This window comes from Niallia circulans NBRC 13626, from assembly GCF_001591585.1.
In the GTDB taxonomy this organism is placed as follows: Bacteria; Bacillota; Bacilli; order Bacillales; family Cytobacillaceae; genus Niallia; species Niallia circulans.
In genome coordinates this window covers 234,628-250,401 of sequence record NZ_BCVE01000003.1, presented here as the reverse complement: position 1 = coordinate 250,401, position 15,774 = coordinate 234,628, and the positions used below count along the sequence as shown (strand labels likewise).

Genomic DNA, 15,774 nt, shown 5'->3' with positions numbered 1-15,774 from the left:
TGGATAAAATAGTAAAAAATGAATGGAAGGAGACTTTATTTTGTTAAGCTCCCGAATGAAACAAGTATTAAGTGAATTATTGGCAGCGGATACACCAGTAACAGGTGAATATTTAGCTACTGTTAATCATGTGACAGCGCGAACAACAAGAGAAGATATTAAAAACCTAGATGCTATATTAAATAATCATGGTGCAAAAATAATTTCCGTTATCTCAAAAGGTTACACGTTGGAGATTTGGGATAAAGCTGTATTTCAACAGTATTTACATTCTATATTTGTAGAAAACTCACTTTCTCATACTGGTATCCCTAAAACACCAGAAGACAGAGTAACTTATATTATTATCCGGTTTTATTAAATGATCAATACCTTAAATTAGATGATCTCGCAGATGAACTGTTTGTCAGTAAGTCTACTATTCAACAAGACATTAAGCATGTGAAAGAAAGTCTCCAAAAGTATGACATTATATTAGAAGCACGACCGAATTATGGACTTAAAGCAATTGGGGATGAAATTAAAGTTCGCTTTTGTTTATCAGAGTATGTACTTGACCGTAAAAAACAAACAATCAGTACAATAGATAGTCCTCATCCTTCTATTTTTAATGAAGAGAAAATGGATAATATCCAAGAAATTATTTTAAGACAAATAAAAAAGTATCAAATTACTTTATCGGATATCGCTATTAATAATTTATTGATTCATATTGTAATCGCCCAAAAGCGGATTGTTAGTGGTCATTATGTAGCAATATTTCATGCCGATTTGGATGAAATTGAACAACAAAGGGAATATCATGTAGCAAATGAAATAGTGAAGGAAGTAGAAGATCTATATCAAATTAAGTTTCCACAGGCGGAGATTGCCTATATTGCCATGCATTTACTTGGAACAAAGTTAGTTACCCAGAAAAAGGGTCATATTGATCATGTAATTGAGGATGATATTCTTCAGCTGGTTCATTTTGTTTTGTCCAAAATAGAAGAAAAATTAGACTTAGGCATTGAAAAGGATGAAGAACTTATCTTTGGAATGAGTATGCATTTAAAGCCTGCAGTTAACCGCATTAAATATGGAATGAATATAAGGAACCCCATGTTGCAAGAAATTAAAAATAACTATCCACTTGCCTATGAGGCAGGGATTATTGCAGGACTGGCCATTAAAGAATACACAGGAATCGAAATGGATGAAAATGAAGTTGGTTATTTAGCGCTTCATATTGGTGCAGCAATGGAAAGAACTAAATTACGTTCAGGTCCAAAACGCTGTTTAGTTGTATGTGCTTCTGGGCTTGGAACCGCCCAGTTAATTTATTATCGTCTTAAATCTTATTTTGGCAGTAATTTAGATGTGGTTGGGACGACAGAATATTATATGCTCGATCAATATAATTTAAATGAAGTTGATTTTATCGTTAGTTCTATTCCGTTTAAGGAGAGCTTTGACATTCCAGTCATTGAGGTAAATGCAATATTGAAGGAAAGTGATTTAAAGGCAATTGAAAAATTTATTCTAAACCAAAGTAATCATCAGCCAATCGAATCCTTTTTTCGCCAAGATCTTATTTTTTTAAAGAAAACATTCCATTCCCAAGAAGAGGTTTTAACCTTTTTACATACACAGTTAACGAAGAAAGGTTTAGTGGGAAAACCATTTTTAGACGCGGTATATGAAAGAGAAAAGGTAGCGCCAACCGCTTATGGGAACTTGGTTGCTATCCCGCATCCGATTACGCCCCAAACAGAAAAAACATTTGTATGTGTATGCACCTTAGAAAAACCTATCGATTGGAATAATAACTCGGTTCAGATTATCTTTTTGCTATGTGTAAAAAAGAACAGTCAAGAGGATTTGCAGGAAATGTATGATGTCCTCGGTAAATTTATTGAGGACCACACAAGTGTTCATAAAATATTAAAGGCAAGTATGTATGAGGAATTTATCCGCATAATGAAGGAAGCATGATGGTTAGATAGTAAAGAGCGGGGGTTTACCGATATAGGTATACTCCCGCTTTTTAAGTTAATTCTTATTCTCCTACATCTGCCCACTTATATTCATAAGTTGCTCCGAATGGATTTACAAATACATTCTTTACTTTTGGTGAAATCAATTGTGCTCTTGATGCTTGGTAAACAGGTGCAATTGGAGCATCTTCAAATAATAGCTTTTCAGCTTTTAAGAAGTTATCATAACGAGCAACGTTATCAGTTGCAAGTTTAGTTGCTGTATCGCCAACTAATTGATCATATTCTTTATTAGAATAGCCTGTTTTATTGTTTCCTCCATCTGTAATCCACAAATTCATGTATGTGAATGGATCAAGGAAGTCAGGGCCCCATCTAGAAAGTTGCAGCTCATAATCCATGCTAGAATCTAGATCAAGTCGTTGCTCTTTTGGAACTTGTTTAATTTTAACATTCAAGCCTTCTAAGTTTGTAGATAACTGGTTAGCCACATATTCAACTAAAGTTTTTGTTGTTGCATCATCATCTGCTAAAAACTCTAGCGAAACATTATCTGTACCTAATTCTTTTAAGCCTTTTGCCCAGTAATCTTTTGCTGCTTTTAAATCATAAGTAACAAGATCTCCACTAACTTTGCGGAAGTCCTCACCAGTTTCTGGCATTGGAGTAAAGTCAGCTGGGACAAGTCCATTTGCTACGATAGAACCGTTATTTAAGATTTCATTAACTAAAGCATCCTTGTCAAATGCACGGCTAAGAGCTAAACGAATATTTTTGTTTGCTAAAGCTTCTGATTTTGTTTGGTTAAATTTAAGGAAATACACAAATGTGTCTGCTGAAACATTATAATTCTCATCAGTTGAATACTGGTCAACTAAATCAGATGTAAGATCCATTCGATCGACTGTTCCTTTTTCATATAAACCAAGAGCTGTTTGTGGGTCTTTTACTACTTCAAATGTCAATTTATCCATTTTAACGGTGCTTGCATCCCAATAACTATCATTTTTTGCAAGAACCCATGAAGTACCTGTACTATCCCACTCAGTAATGCTATAAGGCCCGTTTGCTAATAAGTTCTCTGAACTTGTTGCAAATTTATCTCCTTTTTCTTCCACAAACTTTTGGTTTAATGGCAAGAATGTACCAAAAGTAGTTAATGTCTCAAAATAAGGTGTTGGGTTTTCTAATTCTACAACAAGTGTATAATCACCGTCCGCCTTCACACCTAATTGATCAACAGCTAGTTCCCCAGAACTGATAGCAGCAGCATTTTTAATGACACCGTTCATCATATAAGGACCATATTCCGATTTAGTGTCCGGATTAACAGCGCGTTGCCATGCATACACAAAGTCGTTTGCTGTAACTGGGTCACCATTTGACCATTTAGCATCTTCTCTTAATGTAAACGTCCAAGTTAATCCATCATCACTAACTTTGTGATCAGTTGCAATACCTGGTGATGGCTGTGTATCTTTATCTAAACGGTAAAGCCCTTCCATTGTAGCACCAAGATAAACAAATGAAGATTCATCTGTAGCTAAAGCTGGGTCCATTGACGGAATTGCCTCTGGATTTATAAAGTTAAGGACTTTTTCGTCTGATTTACCGTCCTTATCCTTTGAGTCGGTAGAAACGTCGGTATTATCGCCAGAGCATGCAGCTAATACACTTAGCACAAATGCAAACGTGAGAAGTAATAACCAATTTTTTCGTTTCATGAAGTATTCCCCCTGTTTATGTTGTTTAATTCTGAATATTATCTATCTAGTGAACATTCAAAACTATAAAAATTATTATACCTACTAGTAGATGTGGTTGTAAAGTTATTGTTGAATAATTATTGAAAGATTTAGTATATTTAGACCTATTTTGTCTGAAGGATTTTATTTTATAAGAAAAAGAGATTCAGAATTATGGAACGATAAGGTTAGAAAATAATGAATATTCCTTTCTAAAGATATGTGTTGGGGGGATTAAGGAACGATTGTTGTTCTTCTTGCTGTCTTAATCCGTTACGTGATAGAGTTTGAAGGAGTACTGCCTGCTTTTGGGTAGATTATATATAAGGAAGTTGGAAGGAGAGGAATTGAATGGAATATCGCAAAGCGACTAGGGAAGATATTAATCTGCTAATGGAGCTAAGAAAATTCCAGTTAGTAGATGAGGGAATTACTGCAGATAAAGATATTGATAACGAACTAGAAGATTTTTTTCAAAGGAAATTAGCAGAAGGTTCCCTTATTCAATGGCTTGTAATGGAGGAGAATGAAATAATTGCAACAGGAGCTATCGTAATATATGAATTCCCACCTACTTATACGAACAAGAGCGGAAAAAAGGCCTACGTAACTAATATGTATACAAAGAATGCTTATCGCGGAAAAGGAATAGCTACCACTCTACTAACAAAATTAGTTGAGGAAGCTGAAAGCTTAGGTATTAAGAAAATATGGTTGGGTGCTTCGAAGCTTGGTAGACCTGTTTATAAGAAGTTCGGCTTTAAGGAAACGGATGAGTGGATGGAGTTGGAGCTAGAATAATAATGCAGGAGTGGTTAGGGTCATCCTTTTTGTGGACAGACCCTCTTTTTTATTTGGTAAAAGTGATGGGGAGTTTATTTGGTCGATGAGGTATAGTGGAATGGCAGCAGATGGGATAGATATAAGCTCATAATTGTGGTATATCAGCCGAAGCAGAGGTGAAATCAGCCAAAGCGGAGAGAAAATCAGCTAAAGCAGAGGAGGAATCAGCCAAACTGGAGGGAGAATCAGCCAAAGCGGAGGTGAAATCAGCCAAACTGGAGGGAGAATCAGCCAAAGCAGAAGGGAAATCAGCTAAAGCAGAGGTAAAATCAGCTAAAGCCCAAAATACTAGCCAATCTCTCTCTCTTCACCCACCAACGCCTACCTCAACATAACTAAAAAAGAGCCTCCGCAAAAGGGAAGCTCTTTCTCAAAATCTATTAATTACGAATCAGATAATCAAATGCACCTAACGAAGCAGTTGCACCAGAACCCATGGAAATAATGATTTGCTTATAAGCGCTGTCTGTACAATCTCCAGCTGCAAATACACCTGGCAGGCTTGTAGCGCCATGCTTATCAACAAGAATTTCACCCATTCTGTTACGCTCCACTGTGCCTTCTAACCAATCTGTATTAGGAACTAGACCAATTTGGACGAACACTCCTGCAAGCTCGATATGTTTTTCTTCACCGGTTTCGCGTTCAACATAAGTAATACCGTTAACTTTATCAGTACCAGTTATTTCTTTTGTTTGAACATTTTTAAGAACTGTAACATTTGGTAGGCTGTTTAAGCGTTCTTGTAAAACAGAGTCTGCTTTTAATTCCGACATATATTCAAGAACTGTTACGTGTTTCACAATTCCTGCCAAGTCGATAGCAGCTTCAATTCCTGAGTTACCGCCACCGATTACAGCGACGTCTTTTCCAGTAAATAATGGTCCATCACAGTGTGGACAATATGCTACACCTTTGTTCTTAAACTCTGCTTCTCCCGGTACGCCAACATTGCGCCAGCGAGCACCAGTTGATAGAATAACAGATTTACTTTTCAGAACGGCGCCATTTTCCAATTCGATTTCTATTAAGTCTTTTTTCTCTAAACGCTTAGCACGTTGAAGGTTCATAACGTCAATGTTATATTCTTTTACATGCTCTTCCAGACTTGCTGCAAGCTTTGGACCTTCTGTTTGTTTCACACTAATGAAGTTTTCAATAGCTAACGTATCCATGATTTGGCCACCGAAGCGTTCTGCAACGATACCAGTGCGGATTCCTTTACGTGCAGCGTAGATTGCAGCACTTGCACCAGCTGGACCACCGCCAACTACTAATACATCAAATGGTTCTTTATCAGCAAATTCAGAAGCATCAGCTGTGCTGCCCATTTTTGCTAAAATTTCTTCTAATGACATACGACCGCTGCCAAAAGATTCCCCGTTAAGGAAAACGGTAGGAACTGCCATGATATCTTTGCTTTCTACTTCTTCTTTAAAAGCTGCCCCATCAATCATTGTATGTGTGATACCAGGGTTTAAAAGACTCATCACATTCAACGCTTGTACTACATCCGGACAGTTATGGCAAGTTAAGCTAATGTAAGATTCAAAGTGGAATTCACCTTTGATTGCTTTAATTTGATCGATTACTTTTTGATCGACTTTAGGAGCTCTACCACTTACTTGAAGTAAAGCTAATACTAAAGAAGTGAATTCATGTCCTAGAGGGATACCAGCAAAAGTAATTCCAGTATCTTCGCCAACACGATTTACACTAAAACTTGGTGTTCTTTCTAATTCAGCAGTTTCTACTTTGATATGAGCTGACATAGTAGCTAGTTCATCAACTAGGGCTAGCATGTCACGGGATACTTCATCCGATCCCGTGCTAACCTTAAGAACAACATCGCCTTCCATCATTTGCAGATATTGGTTCAGCTGCCCTTTAATTTCATTATCTAGTAACATATAGAGCCACTCCCTTAAATTTTGCCAACAAGGTCTAGGCTTGGCTTAAGTGTAGTGCTGCCTTCTTGCCATTTAGCTGGGCAAACTTCACCTGGATTGTTGCGAACATATTGTGCAGCTTTAATTTTGTTTACTAGTGTGCTTGCGTCACGGCCGATACCGTCTGCATTGATTTCAACCGCCTGGATTTTACCATCTGGATCGATAATGAAAGTTCCGCGATCTGCCAGACCAGCTTCCTCGTTAAGAATGTCAAAATCACGAGAAATTCTTTGTGTTGGGTCACCGATCATTATGTACTCGATTTTGCCGATTGCCTCTGAATGATCGTGCCATGCTTTGTGAGTGAAATGAGTGTCTGTTGAAACAGAGTAAACTTCTACTCCAAGATCCTTCAATGTTGCATATTCGTTTTGTAAGTCTTCTAATTCAGTTGGACATACGAAAGTAAAATCAGCTGGGTAGAAGCAGAAAATACTCCATTTACCTTTTAAGTTTTCTTCTGTTACTTCAATAAATTCACCGTTATGAAATGCCTGAGCTGTAAATGGTGAAACTTCTTTTCCAATAATTGACATAATAAAATTCCTCCTAATATGAATAATTTATTACTAGTTTGGACAAATAATCCAAACTTATGCAAATAATAATTATTACAATTCAACATTTATTATTATATAAACTTAATTATTTTGTCAAGGATAATCTAAAACTTATTAATACTTATTTTAATTTTTATTAATAATAACTCTTGCGTGAATTTGTGAAAAGCAGACAACATAAGTACTGTATTTGCAGTGTTTTTGTTATCGATCTATTAATTTTCATTTATTAAAGATTATTCTCAATTAAGGGGGGGCTCGTTCGCCTATCAATAATATAATCAAGCCTTCTATAAAAATAGGAATACCGTTTTCAAAAAATTAAGAAACAAAACTATGTAAAAGAAGAAGAGGTCTTTTTCATAATTAAAGATTTATTGGAGAAACTACTTTGTATCTAACTTAAATGGGTGGGAAACATTATGATACATAAAAGCATAAATATTATTTTGGTTTTGGTTGGATGCTATCTTTTATACCTTATTGTATTCTGTGTTATCGTGCCTTACTTTTACAAGCCTAAGGAAAACTCTTCTTGGAATCCAGCTGTGAACCTCTCGCAGAACGAAGAGAATGTAGTGTCATCTGATAAAGTAGTATTACTTCAAGACAGGGAAGATTCTGGTTTAGCAAGATTGCAGTTAATAAAGAATGCAAAGAAATCTATTGATTTATCTACTTATGCCATTCAAAAAGGTACATATTCTGATTTGTTTTTTGCTTCTCTATTTGAAGCAGCAGATCGTGGGGTAAAAGTACGTATTTTACTGGATGGAATGGTCAATCAATTTAATAAGGATTTACGTTTGTATAGCTATGCTATTTATCAGCATCCGAATATGGAATTAAAGTATTATGAACCCCTACATTTAGGAAAGCCTTGGACTTGGAATAATCGATTTCATGATAAGCTATTTATTATAGATGAAGAACTTGCGTTAGTTGGCGGTAGAAATATAGGAGATAAATATTTTAGTGCACAAGGATCTAAAGGAGCTTCCAATGATCGCGATGTTCTTGTGTTTACTGAAAAATTAGAAACAAGTGTGTTAAAGCAGATGAATGTTTATTATCAATATGTTTGGGAACACCCTTTTACAAAAAGTTCCGTAAAGAAACTTTCACAAAGGAAGGAAAAGTTAGGGGAGCGAAAGCGAAAAAGAGCCATCCACTTATTAAAACATGCTAAAGAGGTTTACCCATTGTCGTTAGATAAAATGATTAACTGGAAAAAAGATGCATATCCAACGAAAAAAGTTCATTTTCTTTTTAATCCACATCAGCGCTTTAATAAAGATCCTCTTATTTGGAAAGAAATTGTATCACTAAGTGAACAAGCAAAATCCATTTATTTAGAAAGCCCTTATATTGTGCCAACGCAGAAAATGCTGGCATATGTAGATAAAAAGAAAATAGCGGTTGATCATTGGAAGGTCCTAACAAATTCCGTTGCCTCTTCACCGAACTTAGTTGCATTTTCTGGATATTGGGCAAGCAGGAAGGACATTGTTCATTTCGTTGATGAGTTATATGAGTACCAGCCGAAAACGGAATCGCTTCATGGAAAGACGTATATCTTTGATGGGAAAATTAGTTTAATTGGCTCCTATAATCTAGATGCAAGAAGTACTTTTTTAAATACCGAAACAATGGTATTGATTGATAGTGAAGAATTCGCTCACTTTCTTCAAGAGGAATTAAATAAAACGGTAAATGATCAAAGTCTTCAAGTTTTAGAAGATGGGGCTTATAAATCAGATGATAAAGTGAAGGAAACAGAAGCAGGTTTTTGGAAGAAACTGACGGTAAGGGCATTGTCCTTTTTCGTAAAGCTAGTGGACTTTTTAGTGTAGGCTATTTTCTAGAAAATAGCCTCTGTGTTTCACGTGAAACGCAGAGGCATGATTATTATCCTTAATAAAGGACCATATTTCCTGTATTCTTAGCATGGGTTTCTGCCTTTTTTAAAAGCAAGACAGAGGCAGCGGCAAGGATAAGAATAATGGAAAATAAAAGCGAATATTGTCCGACCATTTGCGTAAAACCTTTTCCATTCAGCACAAGATCTCGAAAGATATCTAGTACATAAGTTAGTGGAAAAAGGTAGGCAATTGCTTTCCCCCAAATTGGAAAGGCAAGGATTGGAATACGTACACCAGAGAAGAATTGCATTGGTTCCTCAAAAATGGTAAAAAGGATTCCAGCATCTCGCGAAAAGAGAAAGACAATATTTAAAAATCCCCCCCAAACAATGGCAGATACACTAAGAAGAAATAAGGCAAGTGGGACATTTGCCCAATAAATTTCAGCCGCCTTTCCTGTAACAATAAGCACCAATAGAATGAAGGTAGTGAATAGCCATACGGCTTCAAGCAAATTTCCAGCTGCGCGTGCAAACATGATAGTTAAACGATTTGCAGGTGTAAGAAAGATGAGCTCAAGTGTACCAGCCTGACGCTCATAGCTCATATTCCAAGCGGATTGAACGAGACTCCAGAAGAAAATATATCCTAAGTACCCAGTTAGTAAAAACATAGTGATTTGGTCAACATCCATATAGGCCGATAGCGGACTAGATTTCGTTAGGTTAAAGGGTTTAAAGGAATAATAAGACGTAATAAACAATAAAGCTGGCCATAAGAGTAAGGAAAAATAGATTAACTTGTTATGAAAATTATGTTTATGACTTTTAGCCATTTCTGCTTGTAAAATAGAAAACAACTTCATGCAGATTTCTCCTTTGCTAAGGCTAGAATCGCATCTTCTAATCTTGGCCGCTTAAGCTCCAGCTTTAGGATTGGAACAGATTCATTCATACAAATATTAATAAGGAAAGAAGTGGGATCATATGGTGCATCGACAAGAATCACTGTGCTCTCTGTCAGCCAATTAAACTGAATGCTGCAATCGACTAATGCTTGTTTGAGTTTATTTTGCACATTTGCTGATAGGGAACTTGTTTCCATCCTCAAATGATAGCTTTTTACAACAGATGAAATAATTTTTTCTGGTGTGCCATCTAAAATAATCGATCCCTTTTCAATAATATAGATGCGGTCACAAAGCTCCTCCACTTCTTCGAGGTAATGACTTGTTAATAAGATTCCTTTGTCTTCCTGCTTTGCTAAGTTTTTCACTAATCCTCTCAATTGTTTGGCTACTGGTGCATCCAGGCCAAGCGTTGGTTCATCAAGAAATAAATATTTAGGATCATTAATAAGTCCTCTCGCAATTTGGAGTCTTTGCTTCATCCCTTTAGAATATAGTTCTACTGGAATATCTTTTGCCTCTTTTAATCCAACTTGATCGAGAAGATAGGCGATGCGTTTTTCCAGCTCTAGACCTGATAGTTGATAGAGCTTTCCGAAATAGCGGAGGTTTTCGGATCCAGTCAGCCGCCAATATAGCATTCTTTCTCCGCCAGCAATCATATTAATGTGCTTTTTTACTTTCATTGCCTCTTTTACAGCATCAAAACCATCAATCGTTATTTGTCCCTCTGTTGGATTTAGTAAGGTACTGAGCATTTTAATGGTTGTAGTTTTTCCAGCCCCATTTAAACCGAGCAAGCCAACGATTTCTCCTTCTTTAATAGAGATGTTCAAATCTTTAACAGCACAAACAACTTGCTTTTCTGAACGGAAAAAATTCTTTCTTTTTTTCACTGTGTAATACTTACTAATTCCTTTTGCTTCGATCATCTTTCTCACTCCTTATCCAAAATGCTTTTCTAGTACGTATTTCTCCATTTTTTTCATCAAATATGAGCCTATTGGTAAATAAATTAATCCAAGCGCCGCCATTTTTAGTAATGGAGCCAAAAGCTCATGAAGTGGGGTCCCCTCTATCCAGACCATTCGTAAAGCATCAATCCCATAGGTGAGTGGCATGACTTGGCTGACCCACCTTACTCCCTCTGGTAAAAAGTCGCTGGGAAAAGTGATGCTGCAAACAAGTCCCATAAGGACAAATAAAGTGTTCTGCGTGATATATGTATCTCGAAAGTAGAGCATAAACGATCCTAATACTAATGCCATCGAAAAGGTGGAAAGAATCAAAATGGTAAGAACAATTATGACATGAAGCCAGTTTATTCCTTGTAAATGCAAGCCGAATAGAGAGCCAGCTGCAATAATCACAAGGAATTCCAACATAATTCTAATCAACCCTTGCGCTACATAGCCGAGAAAATATCCCTTTCTAGTCGATGGTGTTAGAAGAAGGGATTCTAGGGTCCCTTCTCGCAGTTCTGTGATAAGTGTCCGACTTGTAATCATTAAAAGAGACACTGAAAAGGAATAAAGTAATCCACCTAAAATGCAGTAGGAAAGATAGTCATCTGTCCCCGCATAAGCAGAGAAACTGGATGATAATTCTCCTTTAAAAACAAAAAAATAGGTAAGATAGGCAAAGACAATAATATAAATGGCGCTTAATATATGACCTAGAAAAAAAGACCAAGGAAAAGCTCTTTTCATCACGAGATAATTTCGCCAAAAAGTAGCAGAAATGCTCAACCACATTTATGTATCCTCCTTTTGACCAAGGGAAGGCTAATCAAAAAACTGATTTAAGTCGACCTTCAGTTGGTCTAATTTTTGCAAATTTGTTTCATAAAACACAAAGTGTCCATGTCTTTCCCCTTTTATTAAGCACGCCTTTTCTAAGATTTTTAGATGCTTAGAAATTGTGGCCTTTGCAAGCCCGGTAGATTCAGATAATTGCAGTGTACAAAAGGGATGCCGGGACATTTGTCTTAATAATTGTAATCTCGTTTTGTCCCCTAATGCAGAGAGAGTAGAAAGCAAGTCTATTGGGACTATATCTTGACTAGCTCCCAGCTGATTAGGAAAGGAGACATGCAAATAAACAATGATGGCAGGAACCTCTAAGCCAACTAAGAGATGTGGAGCGATAAAGCTGGATGGGTATATCGTCAATGTTTCTATCTCTTCATAAGCAAAAATCCAGGTGTCTGCTTTATAAAACCGTATCGATTTTTGATCAAGTTTGAAGCGTGGATGGATAGCGTTGATCGCTTCATAGGGATTTGCTGCTATTGCCTTTTTTAATTCATGAACAGATTTAACTAACCACGGCTCCATTCGGTATAATTCGCGCGCAAAATAATTTTGCTGGTAATCATAGAGCAAATCGCAAAGGAGATTCCGATAATAATTAGGTTTTTTTAAAACCTTTTGTTGATTTGTATTTGCGTCTGTAAAATTGCTTTTACCTAACAGGAAAGCAAGAAATTGCTGTTCTGGCAGTAAACGTAATCGTTCAATGGCTTCCTCAACATGCTTCTCTTCCAATAAAAGATAATCATTCAAATCGAGAAAATTAAGCCATTCATTACTAATTTCCCCAAAAAATTGAATCATTTTCCAATGCTTTTTTGATATTGCTTCTTTTGTTTTTTCTGCCCAGTCTAGCCTCGTCAGGTGATGAGCTGGATTGTGTAAAACATGTAAACTTGTTAACATTTCACGAAATGGGGAGTAAATGACACGTACATGTTTTTCAATCCAAATGTTTACTTTATCCATGGATCTCTTCCTTTTATTTTGATTCGCTAAAGAGCGAATCAAATTGATAATTTTGCAAAATTATTCAGTATTTTATAGAGAGAGGTTGGATTTGTCAATGGGGAATTATTCTTTACTGTGAAAGCTGGCATTTAGGAAGGGGATGAAAGGCACATAGCCATTATAGAAAGAAAACCCGTACCGAGATTTCGATACGGGTTAAGAAAACAAGAGAGTTCATTACGGTAAAAAAGTATGGATGAGATCCATACATGATTCCAATACTTCTTCTGGAGCTTCGTCTCGCTTATTGAAATTTCTTGCTCGCCAGTTTACGCTCCTTAATTGGTCTGTTAATATATACCCTGTAATATTTAGTCCAGGAGGCAAGGCTACTTCAAACGGCCAATCTCCGCTTCGCGTGCGAATCGGACAGACGATAGCAAGACCTGTTGCGTAATTAAAAGATTCGGGACTTAAAATAATACAAGGGCGATGACCGGCTTGCTCCACCCCTGATTGCGGATTGAAGTCTAAAAAGCCGATATCCCCCTTTTTAGGAACAGCGTTATTCAAATGTATTCCTTCCCTTCTGGTTTGCCAAAGTCATAATCTAAATGTGGATTGGGTCTCCCTTTTATTTTGGCTAGTAGATCATCTAATGTAGGTTTCGTTTTAGCGGGGCGGATCATGATTCCGTCATCACATAATTGAAGTTCTATTTCGGAACCGTTATCTACCCCAATGTTTTTAGCAAGATGAGTAGGAATGCGGACGGCTAAACTATTTCCCCATTTTTGAAGGGTTGTCATATGTTTTCCTCCTTTTTTGTCATGTGAACTTTTATTCTGGTTTCCTTCTTTGTCGTTGTAAACCATTCTATCATCTCGTTTCTACATTGTATATACATATACATATCCAAATCAGTAGAAAAGAATACGATATTTTGCAGAAATGAGTAAAAAGTCCACATTCCCTTCGTCATTTTCTTGTTTCACATAGATTATCGGTCAGGAGCGTAGCGACTGGCTGGCTTGATTTTGCTCCGTCTATCAAAAAGAAAACCCCTACCATAAAATAATATAGGTTTCTATATTTGCATAGCATACAGATCATTCAAACAATCAGAGCAGGTTCCAGCAGTACAATGACTACACCCCATCGCAGTCATTCGAGCAGCTGTTCGAGAAAGGCGTATTTATCCAGAGACTCTCCCTTCGAAATCAACTATCTGCCAAAAAAATTATATATAAATATTACCAATATCTATCAAATCTCTAATACGGGATTGGTTCCAATGCGGAAGAGGTATCTTACATATAGCCAAATTTTAAAAGATAACTAGTAACTTAAACTGCCCATCTTAAAAGGGGAGAGAAGGGGGATGAAGATGTTTACTCTAAGTGATCTCGACAAATTTGCATGGGCCTTTTTCGTCGTTTTGCCTATTGTTAATTTAGTTCATGCTGCCGGGCATCAACTCTTTGTATGGATATTTGGGTTGAAGGGCGATTTAACGATTGGCAGGGGAAAAAGACTGTTTTCTATAGGGTGTATGCATATTCATGTACTTTATTTTGTAGATGCTGCCTGCCACTATAAAGGGATAGAGAAGAAAAAAAGATGGCAGCAGACATTGATTCATGGGGGAGGTGTATTATTTAACTTATTGTCGATTCTAGTCGTTAATTCTTTAATCATTCAGGATGTTCTACCAAAAAGCTCATTTTTCTATCAGTTTGTTTATTTTTCCTTTTATTTTATTTTTTTTGCCGTGCTTCCTTTTAATTATGGAGAAGATTCTCCGAACGATGGCAAATCAATTCTATTGATATGGAAGCAAAAAAAGTAAAGGAGAAAGTTAATGTTTTCGGAATATTTATAGCTTGTTTTGGGTACATGACAATTAACCCTAGGTTCTATCGAAGTGAGAAGGAGGAATAAAGTTATGTTAAATCAAGCAAGGAAAGAAGAATGGAATATTGTAAAAGGAATTGCTCCTAATGTAGATAAGGAAGCATTATTTAATAATAAGAGAAAAGTATTCCTATTTGGATCGCCAAGTTATACGAATATTGGGGATCAAGCTATTGCCTATGCTGAGGAGAAGTTTATTAAAAATTGTTTTCCTTACTATGAATATATTGAAATTATGGACTATGCAACAGAAGAAGGAATAGAGCTAGTCAAAAAGATTATAAGCGAAGATGATATTGTTTGTTTTACAGGTGGAGGAAATCTCGGAAGTTTATACGTAGATATTGAGGAAGATCGTAGAAAAGTAGTTTCATCCTTTAAAGACTACAAAACAATTGTTTTTCCACAATCCGCCTTTTTTGAGGATACAGAGGAAGGTAGAGAAGAGAAGCGGAAAAGCCAAGAGGCATACAATCAAAATCCTAATCTAACTTTAGTGGCAAGAGAGAATCAAACTTTAGATATTTTAAAAGAAACCTTCCAGGCAAATGTTATTTACACTCCAGATATGGTATTATCTCTGTCTATTGAGCCAAGGGAGCTGGAACGTGATGGTGTTCTATTTGTTCTAAGAGCAGATAAGGAGAAGGTGACAGAAGAAAGCTTTGTTTCCGACTTAATGGAGTTATTTGGAAAAACGGAGTCTGTGGAGCGGACAGATACGGTTTTATCAGAGGTTGATGTGATTGATTATGCGGACCGTGAAAAGTACTTCTTAAAAACGCTTGATAAAATTGGTTCCAAAAAGTTAATCATTACAGATCGGTTGCATGCTATGATCTTTTCTATTATCACTAAGACACCTTGTCTAGTGTTCGGAAATAGCTATGGAAAAGCAAAACATTCTTATAATGATTGGCTGCATGAGTTATCCTTTATTGAATATACTGATAACAAAGATCTAAATGACATACCAGCAATGGTAGAAAGACTGCAAAATGCAGAGCCGAATAAGATTGATGTAATGGAAGATTTCCAAGTACTAAAAGACTTTTTTAAAGGATAAGTTCCAATGAACGTGGGGAGATCCAACGGAGGTAAAAGAGGAAAGAATGTCAATATAAAACATTGATATTACTTAAATCTTTGCACTTTGTTGGGTCTTTTTTATTGTGTTTTGTGAAACGTTTCTACTAATAATATTAAATGTATTAATTAGAAAACGCTTGCAAGTTAATTTTTCGTGATATATA

The 15,774-nt window shown here is 36.3% G+C and carries 16 protein-coding genes; 7 read left to right on the top strand and 9 right to left on the bottom strand.

Annotated features, from left to right (window positions below):
- Window positions 1-40 precede the first annotated feature (40 nt).
- Window positions 41-361, top strand: a complete 321-nt coding sequence (locus BCI01S_RS26290) for an HTH domain-containing protein (protein WP_305781555.1) — start codon at window positions 41-43, stop codon at window positions 359-361.
- Window positions 362-399: 38 nt separating this feature from the next.
- Complete coding sequence (locus tag BCI01S_RS05445; RefSeq protein WP_305781556.1) at window positions 400-1,974, top strand: BglG family transcription antiterminator; 1,575 nt, start codon at window positions 400-402, stop codon at window positions 1,972-1,974.
- A 64-nt stretch (window positions 1,975-2,038) separates the two neighbouring features.
- On the opposite strand, the gene BCI01S_RS05440 is transcribed toward BCI01S_RS05445, so the two are convergent.
- Window positions 2,039-3,700 (bottom strand): peptide ABC transporter substrate-binding protein, encoded by a 1,662-nt coding sequence (locus tag BCI01S_RS05440; RefSeq protein ID WP_047940952.1) that lies wholly within the window; start codon window positions 3,698-3,700, stop codon window positions 2,039-2,041.
- A gap of 372 nt (window positions 3,701-4,072) precedes the next feature.
- Between BCI01S_RS05440 and BCI01S_RS05435 the strand changes: the two genes are divergently transcribed.
- Window positions 4,073-4,522, top strand: coding sequence for a GNAT family N-acetyltransferase (locus BCI01S_RS05435; RefSeq protein ID WP_061797104.1), 450 nt, complete (start codon window positions 4,073-4,075; stop codon window positions 4,520-4,522).
- Between the two features lie 158 nt (window positions 4,523-4,680).
- Window positions 4,681-4,899, top strand: a complete 219-nt coding sequence (locus BCI01S_RS05430; RefSeq protein ID WP_061797100.1) for a hypothetical protein — start codon at window positions 4,681-4,683, stop codon at window positions 4,897-4,899.
- Window positions 4,900-4,944: 45 nt separating this feature from the next.
- Here BCI01S_RS05430 and ahpF read toward each other — a convergent pair whose 3' ends face one another.
- Together ahpF and ahpC are read right to left on the bottom strand one after the other, a co-directional pair.
- Entirely contained in the window at window positions 4,945-6,474 is a 1,530-nt protein-coding gene (gene ahpF, locus BCI01S_RS05425) for an alkyl hydroperoxide reductase subunit F (protein ID WP_047940950.1), read from the bottom strand.
- Window positions 6,475-6,488: 14 nt separating this feature from the next.
- Window positions 6,489-7,052, bottom strand: coding sequence for an alkyl hydroperoxide reductase subunit C (gene ahpC / locus BCI01S_RS05420; RefSeq protein ID WP_047940949.1), 564 nt, complete (start codon window positions 7,050-7,052; stop codon window positions 6,489-6,491).
- A 446-nt stretch (window positions 7,053-7,498) separates the two neighbouring features.
- Between ahpC and BCI01S_RS05415 the strand changes: the two genes are divergently transcribed.
- The gene (locus BCI01S_RS05415) at window positions 7,499-8,929 is read left to right on the top strand and encodes a phospholipase D-like domain-containing protein (RefSeq protein ID WP_061797096.1); all 1,431 of its coding nucleotides are present in this window, start codon (window positions 7,499-7,501) and stop codon (window positions 8,927-8,929) included.
- Between the two features lie 61 nt (window positions 8,930-8,990).
- On the opposite strand, the gene BCI01S_RS05410 is transcribed toward BCI01S_RS05415, so the two are convergent.
- The 6 genes from BCI01S_RS05410 to BCI01S_RS05385 form a co-directional block, all read right to left on the bottom strand.
- Window positions 8,991-9,803, bottom strand: coding sequence for an ABC transporter permease (locus tag BCI01S_RS05410; protein ID WP_061797093.1), 813 nt, complete (start codon window positions 9,801-9,803; stop codon window positions 8,991-8,993).
- On the bottom strand, window positions 9,800-10,777 hold the full coding sequence (locus BCI01S_RS05405; protein WP_061797088.1) for an ABC transporter ATP-binding protein: 978 nt from the start codon (window positions 10,775-10,777) through the stop codon (window positions 9,800-9,802). The genes BCI01S_RS05410 and BCI01S_RS05405 overlap by 4 nt, the downstream gene beginning before the upstream one ends.
- Before the next feature lie 12 nt (window positions 10,778-10,789).
- Window positions 10,790-11,599 carry an ABC transporter permease gene (locus tag BCI01S_RS05400; protein WP_061797085.1) on the bottom strand — a complete coding sequence of 270 codons (810 nt, stop codon included), beginning with the start codon at window positions 11,597-11,599 and terminating at the stop codon, window positions 10,790-10,792.
- Between the two features lie 30 nt (window positions 11,600-11,629).
- Window positions 11,630-12,625 (bottom strand): ArsR/SmtB family transcription factor, encoded by a 996-nt coding sequence (locus BCI01S_RS05395; protein ID WP_061797081.1) that lies wholly within the window; start codon window positions 12,623-12,625, stop codon window positions 11,630-11,632.
- A 219-nt stretch (window positions 12,626-12,844) separates the two neighbouring features.
- Window positions 12,845-13,180: a type II toxin-antitoxin system PemK/MazF family toxin gene (locus BCI01S_RS05390; RefSeq protein ID WP_061797077.1), complete on the bottom strand. Its 336-nt coding sequence runs from the start codon at window positions 13,178-13,180 to the stop codon at window positions 12,845-12,847.
- Window positions 13,177-13,416 (bottom strand): AbrB/MazE/SpoVT family DNA-binding domain-containing protein, encoded by a 240-nt coding sequence (locus tag BCI01S_RS05385; protein WP_061797075.1) that lies wholly within the window; start codon window positions 13,414-13,416, stop codon window positions 13,177-13,179. Before BCI01S_RS05385 ends, BCI01S_RS05390 begins: the two co-directional genes overlap by 4 nt.
- A gap of 572 nt (window positions 13,417-13,988) precedes the next feature.
- Between BCI01S_RS05385 and BCI01S_RS05380 the strand changes: the two genes are divergently transcribed.
- Window positions 13,989-14,456 carry a hypothetical protein gene (locus BCI01S_RS05380; protein WP_235844443.1) on the top strand — a complete coding sequence of 156 codons (468 nt, stop codon included), beginning with the start codon at window positions 13,989-13,991 and terminating at the stop codon, window positions 14,454-14,456.
- A 96-nt stretch (window positions 14,457-14,552) separates the two neighbouring features.
- Entirely contained in the window at window positions 14,553-15,587 is a 1,035-nt protein-coding gene (locus BCI01S_RS05375) for a polysaccharide pyruvyl transferase family protein (protein WP_061797073.1), read from the top strand.
- Window positions 15,588-15,774: the final 187 nt, after the last annotated feature.

What these genes read in the sequence shown, in the direction of transcription:
- BCI01S_RS05440 (WP_047940952.1), bottom strand. Translation starts at nt 3,700, where the DNA reads ATGAAACGAAAAAATTGGTTATTACTTCTCACGTTTGCATTTGTGCTA.
- BCI01S_RS05435 (WP_061797104.1), top strand. Translation starts at nt 4,073, where the DNA reads ATGGAATATCGCAAAGCGACTAGGGAAGATATTAATCTGCTAATGGAG.
- ahpF (WP_047940950.1), bottom strand. Translation starts at nt 6,474, where the DNA reads ATGTTACTAGATAATGAAATTAAAGGGCAGCTGAACCAATATCTGCAA.
- ahpC (WP_047940949.1), bottom strand. Translation starts at nt 7,052, where the DNA reads ATGTCAATTATTGGAAAAGAAGTTTCACCATTTACAGCTCAGGCATTT.
- BCI01S_RS05415 (WP_061797096.1), top strand. Translation starts at nt 7,499, where the DNA reads ATGATACATAAAAGCATAAATATTATTTTGGTTTTGGTTGGATGCTAT.
- BCI01S_RS05410 (WP_061797093.1), bottom strand. Translation starts at nt 9,803, where the DNA reads ATGAAGTTGTTTTCTATTTTACAAGCAGAAATGGCTAAAAGTCATAAA.
- BCI01S_RS05405 (WP_061797088.1), bottom strand. Translation starts at nt 10,777, where the DNA reads ATGATCGAAGCAAAAGGAATTAGTAAGTATTACACAGTGAAAAAAAGA.
- BCI01S_RS05400 (WP_061797085.1), bottom strand. Translation starts at nt 11,599, where the DNA reads ATGTGGTTGAGCATTTCTGCTACTTTTTGGCGAAATTATCTCGTGATG.
- BCI01S_RS05395 (WP_061797081.1), bottom strand. Translation starts at nt 12,625, where the DNA reads ATGGATAAAGTAAACATTTGGATTGAAAAACATGTACGTGTCATTTAC.
- BCI01S_RS05385 (WP_061797075.1), bottom strand. Translation starts at nt 13,416, where the DNA reads ATGACAACCCTTCAAAAATGGGGAAATAGTTTAGCCGTCCGCATTCCT.
- BCI01S_RS05380 (WP_235844443.1), top strand. Translation starts at nt 13,989, where the DNA reads ATGAAGATGTTTACTCTAAGTGATCTCGACAAATTTGCATGGGCCTTT.
- BCI01S_RS05375 (WP_061797073.1), top strand. Translation starts at nt 14,553, where the DNA reads ATGTTAAATCAAGCAAGGAAAGAAGAATGGAATATTGTAAAAGGAATT.